Consider the following 11,830-nt stretch of genomic DNA (forward strand, 5'->3'; position numbering starts at 1 on the left):
GACGGGACGCATGCCTTACTGTATCCGTGACTCGCCGGTGTAGCTGCCTGGAACGTGTAAGACGGCCTATGCGAGTAGTGCAGCCGCTGCCCGAGCAAATCCGATTTCAACACAGCAATAACCGCCTGAACCGCCGGCCTAATGCGGCATTGTTGGCTGCTCTTTGGCCAAGTGACCACCTCCGCCAACGGGTGGCCTAGCCCGGAGACGCGCAGACACCAACGGGGTCGCCATATTGGAGGACTTCAGATCTTTGTGAACCGGCTTTATACGGTGCGGGCAGGACGCGCTGCCCGCACCGCGGCGGGATGAGCGAATAGCATCAACGTCCTGAGGAAGACGTTCACTTCTAGCCGAGGGTGGATCAAGCTCCCGGTTGTCAGGTTCTGACTTTGCCGGGCAACCACATTTAGAGAAGCTCAACGCGGCAACGAGGAAGCTCCCGTCCAGTGCGGCGGACGGGAGCTTCTTGGCCTGGGTTCATTTTTTGAAAAGGTGGTGCGCGCCGCAACGATACAGCGCCGCACTTGACCTCGTTATAGGTGACTGCAGTGAGCCCTACACCGAGGCTGCAGTCCTGCTTTTGATGCGGACGGAGGCCACAAAACCGACGAGGAACACGGCTACCGTGCCGATCATCACATAGGGTAGCGCGCTCAGGGGCCCCGGCGCCGGGTACAAGATTCCGTTGACGTAGAGCCACAGAACGGTAGCAGACGCCGCGACAGCTCCAATGTTAACCAGAACAGATTTCCTTGGGCTGGTGCGATTCAACAACACTGCACCGCCGATGCAGATGAGGAAGTAAGGGATCACCCAGAAATAGACCAGCAAGGTGGCGATATACCCGTAGATTTCCAACGGTGTGGATGATGTCAGCCACAGCATGATTGGGGGGCCAATGAGCGAGGGGATTCCAAGAAAGGCGATGGCTGCCACCGGGCTCTTGTAACGCTTGCTGACATTGGTTAGTGCCGCAGGTAGGAGACCGTCTGAAGCTGCGCTGACCACCACTCGCGACCCGTAGTTGAAAAATCCGATCAGACTGGCGAAGACGGCAACGGCAAGAACCAGGTCACTTATGTTTGACAAAAAGCCCACCCCTGCTGCTTCAGCGAGTACCGAATTCGGTGAGACCCCAAGGGCTAGCTGATCAGCAGAGTCGACAAGTGTCGGTACCTGGATCACTGTAGCAGCGAGGAAGGCCATACCCAGGACGACGGGAACTACCATAATTGCCCGAGGGATAGCGCGGGTAGGGTTCTGGGTTTCTGCGCCGAGGGCTGCGCTGCTTTCGAAGCCGATGAAGAATGCCGAGCCTATGGCGAGACCCTGGAGGAAACTGTTGAAGGTGAAATCGCTAAGGCTAAGCTGTCCTGCCAGATCGACATTTCCGCTGAACGCCGTTGCGATAGTGATAGTCAACATCACCGGTACGGAAACGACCGTGAGGATGACGCTGGACCGGACTGACACGTCCAGACCTCGATAGGCAATCCCCATGGCCACCAACGCTGCTAAGACATAAATCACCAGCTGTATTTCTGGTCCAGCTGCGGTGGATAGGCCCACGGACATGAGGAAACTTCCTACATACAGGCCTAGTGATACGACAAGTACCATAACTACGACGATGTAACCCGGAATCATTGCCGCCGCGATGACGAGCGGGCTCCAGGAGCCAAACACATGGCGAATATAGGAGTAAAGAGACCCGGTTCCGATATACCGTCGCGCGAACACAGTGATGAACAGCCCGACGACTGTGAAGGCAACGACCGACGCGGCCATCGCCAACCATGAAGAACGGCCTGAATAAGCCGCAAGGAAGGCTGGGACTGCTGAAAGACCGACAGCGGGAATAAAGGAAGATACTGAGAGCCCCATCACCTGCGATCCTGTGAGGTGCCCTAACTGCAGATCTGCATGGGCTATATCCTGAGTCGGTGGGGCTTGACCACCATCAGCTGTTGCTCCTGCGTTTTCAGAAGAAGTTTGCAAAGCCGTACGCCTTTCGAAAATGAGTCGCGGCCGCACGGCCGCGACGCTTAGTCCCGCTTTTTCGAATCGAAGAAGCGGATTGGGAAGATGCGTCCCTGCACCTACCAGATAGCGACTTCGGCGCGGAGATGGTTCGCGACTGGTTCAGTCTGTACGGATTTCCGAGCCCCTTCGCCGGTATTGTTTTCGGCAATTTCAAGCTGGTTTAGCCCTCCGGCGACAATCGATGCCGGCGGGAGGGGCTGGCTCTTACTGGTCTCAGAAGAACGGCGCCTCACCATGACGCCGTGGAGAAAACAGAGCAGCCGGCAAAGAGCGATCAGTCGCCGCCGTTCGATGTCAAAGGCCGGAGCTAGCAGTGTCGTTTCTAAGCGCAAAGGTGCTTGCACAGGAATCGGAACTGGCGCTCCAGATTGGTGGCAGAGGGTCAAGTCGATGCACGCAGCCCATATAAGCTCCCCAGGGTCAAGGTCGCTTACATGTGATTCACCTTACGAGTTGGCCCCGACGGCCAAAATCAGACAGATTGCCGAAGTTTTGGATTGATTCGTACCCGCGTACCAGAGGCGTGTCTCATACGGCAGTACTAGTATGCCTGTATGGAGCCACAAGTGCTGACGGTCGGGGACCTTGTTACCGCTCAAAGCCTGGGTACAAAGGTACTTGCAGGCGCGGCAGGCCTTGACCGGCAGGTTCTCTGGGCGCATAGCTGTGAGTTGAGCGATCCCGACCGGTGGCTCGGTCCGCATGAGCTACTCATGACAGTGGGTTTGTGCGTTCCTCACAGTGCCGCTGAGCAACGGACTTTTATTGTCAAACTCGATGAGGCCGGCCTTGCCGGTGTTGCCTTGGGGGATCACCCGAGTCTCCCTCCACTCACCCCGGAACTATACGAAGAAGCAGACAAACGTTCCTTCCCCGTGCTTCTTACGAACCATGCAACTCCCTTCGCTGCGATCGGGCGAACAGTTGCTGCTGCTACAGCCACCACACAGACCATGCAGGTACTCAAGCTCAGCAAGCTCTACCAGCTGTCCGCGTACGCCCGCACTGACCCGGTACGGATGTTAAATGACTTGCAGGCTCTTCTAAGGGCTGGCCTCAGTGTCTTTGATGTGAAAACCGGGCTCGCAATTGTAGAGGGAGCACCGCTGGAATCCATGCCCACTTCCGCGCGGGAACGTACTTATGCCCTCCCGGGGGACAGTGATGCCCGGCTCATGATTTCGGAATTCCCAGGCGAAGAGGTGAGCAGTTTCCTGCTAATCCATGTCCTGCAGGTGATTGATGTCGCGTTGAGCCAACTATTGCGGTCACTTCGCCGCCGTTCCGAACGCTCAGCGCATATGCTGGCGTCCATCTTGGAAGGGCGTAGCCCCGACGGGATAGAAAATCTTCTGGGTACGGGCGGTACTTCGTCTGGGTATCAAGTCGTTGCAGTGGCATTGGGCGAGGGCGAGAAGGTAGCCCGGGCGGCGTCAATCAAGTCACTGGCAGTCCTGGCGGGCTCCGGAGGCAGCTCGTTCTTTATCCTGATGCCCGAGCAGAGCCGGAATGACGTCCGGCAGCTGCTCAGCCGCCTCGACGTCCGGGCCGGAGCATCGTCAACATACCTTGATCTGCGGGATGCTAAAGCGGCAGCCGAGGAGGCCGTGAAGGTCTTCTCATCCGGTGGGATGAACGATCAGTGGATTGACTTCGCCGGAGTCCCCGTGTCGCTGCTTACTCGTTCTCGGAAGGAAGCATCGGCCGTAGTCCAACAGGTACTAGGTGGGCTCGCGGGTACAGATCCTAAATCGACTGCTCTGCGTGAAACACTCTTTGCGTTCCTTGCCAATGACCGCCGCTGGAATGAAACGGCAGCCGCTCTTGGCATCCACCGGCAAACTCTGTCCTATAGACTCACCCGAATCAAAGAGATTACAGGGCGAGATGTCGCGTCTTCAGCGGACCTATCTGCCTTCTGGCTCGCGTTCCAAGCCTGGCCCTCTTACTCGACCATATCCGACTAGGACCGCCGTCATCCGGCGGCTCCTTTCTTCAGACGGCTATCTGACTGTCGTTTTGTACGGAGAAGCGATCCAAGGAATCACACAAACGGGACTCGTGTTTTTGGCTTTCCGTATCATGACTGCCGCCGCCGGAACGTTTAGTGTCGATGGACAGTGCTTGTCATGGATGTATGGCGCCCGTGAGCAGGAAGAATGGGGTCTAACCTTACTGGCCCGAGTCTCGATGCGCTAATCGGTGTCTTACCCAGGTTTCGCGTGCCTAGCACAAGCTCCTGTGTCCCCATACACCCCTCGTCCACGAGCACGTGGTCTTGAGGAACAGAAAGGTTTCCACGATGACAGCCGCCATTCCGGAGGAACTTACCGTAAATCCCGGTGACAGTATCCCCACCTCAGGCCAGCACCCGTATCTGGCCCTTGAACCTGCCGGGTCTGGCTGCGAAGAGCACCCCTGCAGATTCTGCAACATTCCGGAAACTGATTGAGCTGGCAACGAAAGGAAGTTAACCGCCCAGCTGTTCCGGGCGATACCTTCCAAAGAACCCGCGCGATACCGCAAGTGCTTTTCCCGTCCCCATTATCCGTGGGCGAACTCCGTTTGGCACTTGCGCGGGCGAAGCTGCGAAATGAGGGAATGCGGTTGGGCCGTCTTGTCTTCCGCTGGTCCTCGGTCTGTCCAAGGTGCAGACGCCACCGCAGAAAAATCAGCATTGACCGCGGTGGATGTCGCCGACGCTGCGGACGCTCTTGGCGTCGGCGATGAATCCCTCCCCCACGCTTTCGGCACATGTTCTTTTAGCTATAACGCTGCAAGGGTCCGCCTTGCCGCTGCTGGCAGTCCGCCGATGAGTTCTACTTCCCGGGCCGGGCCGACGGAAAACCAGCCCACTTTGCTTCGCGCCGCGGAGGACATTCGGGTCCTGGCCTGTGCCAGAGCTAACCTCAGTGCCACACCTACTAACGCGCCCTCCTTTACTTTTCTTTGTTTCGATACAGCAAGAGCAGGAGACAAATTGGCTGGAACAGATCTGACGTGGCGTGACTCGTCAAGCCTTGTGGCACTGCGTCCCGGTGTGTTCGAAACAGTGCCGCCCAAGGGGAATTCATAGGTAACTGGCGTGGTGAGTATGTCAGTCTGATCGGAGCCCACTAGGACGGCCCGAACGGTACCCACCAGCCGGACATGCCGAACCTAATGACGGCTTGAATGGTACCCACCTGTGAGCGTTGATCCATCCAGTGTTGGATCGACGACGGGAGGGCCGGGATGGGGTCAAGAGTGGAGTTGTTCGCGCAGATTCGGAGGGATGCCCGGGTGGAGGGGGCGTCAATCCGGGAGCTTGCCCGCAGGCACCAGGTGGCGCGGAAAACCGTGCGTAAGGCGTTAAGTTCCCCGGTCCCGCCAGAGCGCAAAACTCCTGAACGATCCTCGCCGCGGCTTGATCCTTTTAAATCGGCGATCGATGCCATGCTCGTCGAGGACACGACGGCGCCGCGGAAGCAGCGTCACACTGCCCGGAGGATTCTTGCCCGGCTCATCGAAGAGTACGGTGCGGAGGAGTTGTCGTATTCAACGGTGCGTGACTACGTCCGGGTCCGCCGGGCGCAAATCGATGTGGAGGCCGGCCGCCGGGTTGAGGTGTTTGTTCCCCAGGAACACGCCCCGGGCGCGGAAGCTGAAGTGGACTTCGGCGAAGTCTGGATCGTGCTGGACGGGGTAAAGACGAAATGCCACATGTTCATCTTCCGGCTGTCCCACTCTGGCAAGGCCATCCACCGGATTTACCCACCCAGGCCCAGGAAGCATTTCTCGAAGGCCATGTCGAGGCGTTCAACGAGATCGGCGGCGTGCCAGTCAAACACATCCGCTATGACAACCTCACCAGTGCTGTCAGGTCCGTGGTGTTCGGGCAAGGCCGGAACCGCCTGGAGAACGATCGGTGGGTGTTGTTCCGTTCGTTCTATGGATTTGATGCCTTTTATTGCCAGCCAGGTATTGCCGGCGCTCACGAGAAGGGCGGGGTCGAGGGCGAGGTGGGCTGGTTCCGCCGCAACCGGCTTACGCCGATGCCCGTGACAAGGTCCCTTGAGGAGCTCAACGACCGGATCCGGAGCAGGGAGGTAGAAGACGATCAGCGGCGGATCGATGGCAGGATCCGCACCATCGGCCAGGACTTCGCGACCGAGCACCCGTTCCTGGCTCCGTTGCCGGCCGAAGAGTTCGATCCCGGTCTGGTGCTGAACCCGAGAGTGGACCGGTCCTCAATGATTACCGTGCGGATGGTGAAGTACTCGGTGCCGGCACGGTTCATCGGCCGGCGGGTCCGGGTCTCATTGCGGGCATCCGAAGTTGTGGTGTTCGACGGCCGCGCGGTGGCGGCCCGGCATCAGCGGATTATTGCCAAGGGCGGGCAGTCGGTCCAGTTGGACCATTATCTGGAGGTCCTCAAGACTAAGCCCGGCGCTTTGCCTGGTTCCACGGCTTTGGCCAGGGCGCGGGAGTCAGGTGCTTTCACCAGCGCCCATGAAGCCTTCTGGTCTGCCTCGCGCAGGGTCAACGGCGATGCCGAGGGGACCCGTGAACTTATTGACGTCCTGCTGCTGCACCGCTCGATGGAAGCCGAAGACATCGAGGCAGGGATCACCGCAGCCCTTGGAGTAGGTGCCGTCATCGCCGACGTCGTAGCGGTCGAAGCCCGCAGACACGCCTCCAGCATCCCCGCAGGTGGGTCCCGTCCTGACCGTCATCGCGGTGCTCATGCTGAAGCGAAAGTGCAACGAGTTGTCAGCCTGACCCAGCGCCGGCTGATGGACCCGGCGGCTGTCATCGCCGGGCTCCCTCCAGACAAGCGACCGCTCCCGACAATCAGCGCCTATGACGAGCTGCTGGCCAAACGCACCGAACACTCCGCAGAATCCGCGTCGAAGGAGAACATCTCATGAGCCCCACCGCACCGGCCACCACCATCACGCCGACCCTGCGACGGCGCCGCGGCCTGACTGAGCAGGCCGCGGTCGCGGCCGTGGACCAAGCATGCCGCCGGCTACGCCTGCCCACCGTCCGGGCGGTCCTGGACGAAGCTCTGAGCGTGGCGGGGAAAGAGCAACTCTCCTACCAAGGCTTCCTGGCCGAGCTGTTGCTGGCCGAGTGCGATGACCGCGACCGTCGCTCCTCAATCCGACGCGTCAAAGCCGCGAACTTTCCACGGGACAAATGGCTCGGTGATTTCGACTTCGACGCGAACACGAACATCAACCCCGCTACCATCCATACCCTCGCTACCGGCGAATGGATTCGGAAAGGCGCACCGCTGTGCCTGATCGGGGACTCCGGAACAGGCAAATCCCACCTGCTTATCGGGCTAGGCACCGCTGCAGCTGAGAAGGGATACCGGGTCAAATACACTTTGGCCACCCGGCTCGTGAACGAGCTCGTCGAAGCCGCCGACGAGAAAGTCCTCGCCAAGACCATCGCCAGATACGGCCGGGTGGACCTGCTGTGTATTGACGAGCTCGGTTATATGGAGCTGGACCGCAGAGGAGCCGAACTCCTCTTCCAGGTCCTGACCGAACGCGAAGAAAAGAACTCCATCGCCATCGCCAGCAACGAGTCGTTCTCCGGCTGGACCAAGACATTCACCGACCCGCGCCTCTGCGCCGCGATCGTTGACCGGTTGACCTTCAACGGCACCATCATCGAAACCGGCACCGACTCCTACCGCCTCGCCCACAGCCTGACGAGGAACGCGCACTAGAGGTTGTCGTTGGCCACATCATGCCGCGCAGCAGGACAGTTTCGAGACGTCAGTAGTGAAGGACTGGGCTGCTCATCTTGATGCCTTCGGCCATGGTCAGATACGGGCTCCAGAGGTTCGCGACCTTATCAACGGTCATCCCGGCCTCCAGAATGTAGACCCCGGCCGCGGCGAGGTCCCCGGCTTCCTTTCCCACGGCAGTGATCCCGACGATCCGGCCCGTGTCCGCATCGGCAACGATCTTGATGAAGCCGCGGGTGTCACGGTTCACCAGCGCCCTGGGGACGAATTTGAGCGGCAGAACCCGGCACATGCACCGGATCCCTGCCTGGTTCGCTTCCTTGTCCGTCATCCCTACCGCCGCCAGGGCGGGGCTCGTGAACGTAACCCGGGGCAGGTGCCGGTAGTCGACCTCGCGCCCGGCACCTTCGAAAGCGTTATCCACCACCAGGGCCCCGTGCGCGGCGCCGACATAGACGAACTCCCGGTGCCCCGTCACGTCACCCGCGGCCCAAATCCTCGGATTAGTACTGCGAAGGCTCCCGTCGACCAGGACTTCCCCGCGGTCCCCGGTTTCGACACCGACCATGCAGAGGTTCAAATCCTCCGTGACCGGGCGCCGGCCTGTTGCCACGAGCAAGCGCGCGGCCCTGAACTCCTCCTGTCCTCCTGAGACGGAAGCGTCCACGACCACATCCCCAGACGACTGATCGGTCCGGACCGAGGACACTGTCGCCCGGCGGAGGACCCGGATACCCTCGTCGGCGAAGACACCGGCGAGGGCATGCCCGGCTTCAGGCTCTTCGGCCGAGGCGAGCCTGGAGCGGACCAGCATGGTCACCTTCGTTCCGAGCCGGGCGAAAGCTGCGCCTGCTCCAGGGCCACATACCCTCCGCCCAAGACCAGCATCGAAGAGGGAACTTCCTGCAGCTCCATCGCACTCGTGGACGTCAGATAATCCACCTGGTCCATTCCCGGCACCTCAGGAATCCAGGGAGTGGAGCCCGTTGCCACCAGATAATGTTCGGCTCTCACTGTCTCGGTGGTGCCGCCCGGGACAGTGATGTTCAAAACCGGTGCGGCCGCGGTTCCGGCGAACGCCGCCGTCCCATGCTGCAGCTTCCATCCGTAGTCCGCGGCGAGGTCCACATACTTCTCTGACCGCATGGCCTCGACCAGGGAGCGCTTCCCGGCGACCAGTTCGGGCATATCCACTGGCGCTGAGGAGGTGCTGATGCCAGGGAACCGCCCGGAAGCGTCCACGGCGACATGGCGGGCTTCCGCGGCGGCCAGCAGGGCCTTGGACGGGATGCAGCCCGTGTTCACGCACGTGCCGCCCACAGTGCTGCGCTCAACCATCAACACCCGCTTGCCGCGATTAGTTGCCCGTATGGCAGCAGCGAAAGCACCCCCGCCGGAACCGATGATGGCCAGGTCATAATCGAAAGGTGTTGCCGACATGAGGGACTCCTAAAGATGCGAGGGGAGCAGCCGCCAGCACAACTGCTGCTCAGCCGTTGCGGGCCTTCAGCCGAAGACCTGCTCTGCATCTCATTCTCAACCTTCCCCTACACTGGAATGTCAAGGAATCGCCGTCCTGGTGGCCTGCTAAGAAATGGGTTCATGATGCGTATCGGTGAGGCCGCGGCAGCGGCAGGGATGACGACGAAGACGCTGCGTTTCTACGAGGACAGCGGGCTTCTCCCGGCAGCGAAGAGATCCTCTAACGGTTACCGGGACTACACCGAAGACTCCGTGGCCAGGCTCGAGTTCATCCGCCGCGGACGGGCCGCAGGCCTCGCCCTGACGAAGATACGTGAAATTCTTGGCCTCCGTGACGCCGGAGAAGCCCCCTGCGCCCACGTCCAGGACCTGCTCTCCAACCAGCTGGCAGACCTCGACCACCAGATTGGCGAACTGATTGCCTTGCGATCCGTCGTCGCCGGCCTCCACGCCAACGCCGCTGCCGGGACCGACGCAAGCTGCGATCCCGGACGCATCTGCAGCTACCTCTGACGCCCTCCTCCACCGGACGCCAGCTCCCAGCCTCCGGACCTTGGACTTCGTCCCGACCCATAGCAGTGGTTTCACAGCGCCAGAAAGCAGACCAAAGCGCCTCCGCACCTTCCGGCTGGTGGGTACCGTTCGGGCCGTCCTAGTGGGCTCCGATCACGTTGACACAATCACGTGGCTTCTGTTCGCGCATGGACATCTGCGGCCGTTCCTGTCCGATGCCTGGCAGAGCCCAAGACCTGGAGGCGGTAGGTTGGTCATGGTTCCCAGCCAACCCCATTGATCGTCGCTTGAGGGGTGGTTACACTCGACGCATTCTGTCTCGTGGCGGCCAAGTAACCCCACAAGAAGTCGATCCATCCAGAATAGAAATGCCATAGTGGAATGATGTCCTTTGTATTCAGGGAAATGACCCGCACGTGTTCCGAGCCGCGCGAGAGATCGGCAGCTGTACGTTGACGCGCAGCGTCCTATAGAAGGCGACGCATCTGCTCGACAGTGTCGACGTCCTCGCCAGTAGATTCATCACTGCAATCAATAAGATCTACAAGCCAGGGTTTCTGGCGCAGAAAGCTCCTGGCTCCAGCATCACCCACTACAGTGCTGGCTACTGCTGGCCGAAGTCTCACATCGATGAGCATTGGGTGACCTCGACGAAGCATCCCGAGGTTGTCTGGGGCTGCGTAAGCAGCCGAAGTGATGCGTCCCGGCCGGTGCGAGACGAGGAGCCGGCTAACAGTGCGGACGGTAAGCCCTGGCTGATCTACGAGAGCCACGAGGATATGGTCGTCTGCATTGGCAGCAGCATCACCAATAAGGTAGGAACTTCCCATACCAGATGGCCATTTGTGGTTTACCAGCGTCCGATAGGGTTTAAGGTTGGCCCCGGCGCTGACCGCTTGTGCCTCTGCCCCAAGTACGACAACTACTTCGTGACAGCCGCCGGCAAGTAGATTGTCGGCGATGATTTCCACGAGGGGTCGTCCACGGTATGGCAAGAGTGCCTTGGGGCCACGTCCAAGACGTGTGCCGGCGCCGGCGGCCAGCAGCACACCCGTAACCTGCACCAAATCCGTGTTCTCCAACGTGAGGTTCCTATTCTTCGCGTTCAAAAACCTTCAAATCCCAGTGACTGGTGCGAGCCTGACGCAGCCGATAGTCAGTGCAAATAATCAGCTTCCTCTCGCCCAACCCATCCTGACGGATCCAGATAATGCCAAGGGAAGGAGCGCTGGTGTCCACCACGCCGGAGTAGCGTAAGGTGTCATCTTCCGACACATGGATCCGGTCGCCCTGCCCAACATCCGCAAATCAAATAGCTGGGTTTCGTCGAAGTCACCCGGTGCTTGGGTTTCTGGGGATTTCGAAACCAAGATGGTCTTGTTTTCTACCGAGGTCTGCCAAGATGAGCTGCCTTCAGAAGATTGGGCTGCGAACCCTTTCTTGTTGCCCATAGCTAGGCCGGGTCCGAGTGCACTGCGCCAGCGGAATCGCGGAGTGGGCGGCCAGTCCCCTGCCAACGCTTGGCGATTATTTCTGCCACGATCGACACCGCTGTTTCCTCTGGCGTTCGTCCGCCGAGATCAAGTCCTATTGGACTATGAAGTTCGGCGATTTGTGGCTCGAGTACTCCAGCCTCAAGGAGCCGGTTTAGCCGGTCATCATGCGTCTTCCGAGAGCCCATCGCACCTATGTAGGAGGGCTTTGATGGGCCTTCCAGCCGCAGGGCGATATCTAGGACTGGGACGTCGAACTTAGGGTCATGGGTCAGAACACAGATGACAGTGCGGTTGTCCACCTTTCCCTTCGCCACTTCTTCCTGAAGGTAAACGTGGGGCCACGATACGATTACCTCATCGGCCCCAGGAAAACGCGCCGTAGTGGCAAACACTGGACGAGCATCGCAGACCGTCACATTGAACCCGACCATTGACCCAGCCCGCGCGACTGCCGCGGCAAAGTCAATGGCCCCGAAGATGATCATTCTGGGCTTCGGCTGGTAGGAAGAAACAAAGACCTTTGTGCCGGTTTCCATCCGCTCTCCACTGG

6 protein-coding genes and 2 pseudogenes are annotated in these 11,830 nt (G+C 59.9%); 4 read left to right on the top strand and 4 right to left on the bottom strand.

Annotated elements, in window-relative coordinates; translation table 11 throughout:
- Positions 1-558: 558 nt before the first annotated feature.
- A complete protein-coding gene (locus ACPEE0_RS20005) occupies positions 559-1,887 on the bottom strand; it encodes an APC family permease (protein WP_363960050.1) in 1,329 nt (442 codons plus the stop codon).
- Between the two features lie 725 nt (positions 1,888-2,612).
- Here ACPEE0_RS20005 and pmfR point away from each other — a divergent pair.
- The 3 genes and pseudogenes from pmfR (at position 2,613) to istB (ending at position 7,768) form a co-directional block, all read left to right on the top strand.
- Positions 2,613-4,013 (top strand): transcciptional activator PmfR, encoded by a 1,401-nt coding sequence (pmfR, locus tag ACPEE0_RS20010; protein WP_009357519.1) that lies wholly within the window; start codon positions 2,613-2,615, stop codon positions 4,011-4,013.
- Between the two features lie 1,267 nt (positions 4,014-5,280).
- A pseudogene (istA, locus tag ACPEE0_RS20015) lies at positions 5,281-6,956 on the top strand (IS21 family transposase).
- Positions 6,953-7,768 (top strand): IS21-like element helper ATPase IstB, encoded by an 816-nt coding sequence (istB, locus tag ACPEE0_RS20020; RefSeq protein WP_424575164.1) that lies wholly within the window; start codon positions 6,953-6,955, stop codon positions 7,766-7,768. The pseudogene istA and the gene istB overlap by 4 nt, the downstream one beginning before the upstream one ends.
- 18 nt (positions 7,769-7,786) lie before the next feature.
- Here the strand turns inward: istB and merA are convergent.
- Positions 7,787-9,229, bottom strand: a pseudogene (merA, locus tag ACPEE0_RS20025) (mercury(II) reductase).
- Positions 9,230-9,394: 165 nt separating this feature from the next.
- Between merA and ACPEE0_RS20030 the strand changes: the two are divergent.
- A complete protein-coding gene (locus ACPEE0_RS20030) occupies positions 9,395-9,784 on the top strand; it encodes a heavy metal-responsive transcriptional regulator (RefSeq protein WP_424575318.1) in 390 nt (129 codons plus the stop codon).
- Between the two features lie 467 nt (positions 9,785-10,251).
- Here the strand turns inward: ACPEE0_RS20030 and nboR are convergent, their stop codons facing one another.
- Together nboR and ACPEE0_RS20040 are read right to left on the bottom strand one after the other, a co-directional pair.
- Positions 10,252-10,866 carry a nicotine blue oxidoreductase gene (gene nboR, locus ACPEE0_RS20035; RefSeq protein WP_009357520.1) on the bottom strand — a complete coding sequence of 205 codons (615 nt, stop codon included), beginning with the start codon at positions 10,864-10,866 and terminating at the stop codon, positions 10,252-10,254.
- A gap of 371 nt (positions 10,867-11,237) precedes the next feature.
- On the bottom strand, positions 11,238-11,816 hold the full coding sequence (locus tag ACPEE0_RS20040) for an XdhC family protein (RefSeq protein ID WP_424575165.1): 579 nt from the start codon (positions 11,814-11,816) through the stop codon (positions 11,238-11,240).
- Between the last annotated feature and the right edge of the window lie 14 nt (positions 11,817-11,830).

Source organism: Arthrobacter sp. SD76 (assembly GCF_049726125.1).
Classification (GTDB): Bacteria; Actinomycetota; Actinomycetes; order Actinomycetales; family Micrococcaceae; genus Arthrobacter; species Arthrobacter nitrophenolicus.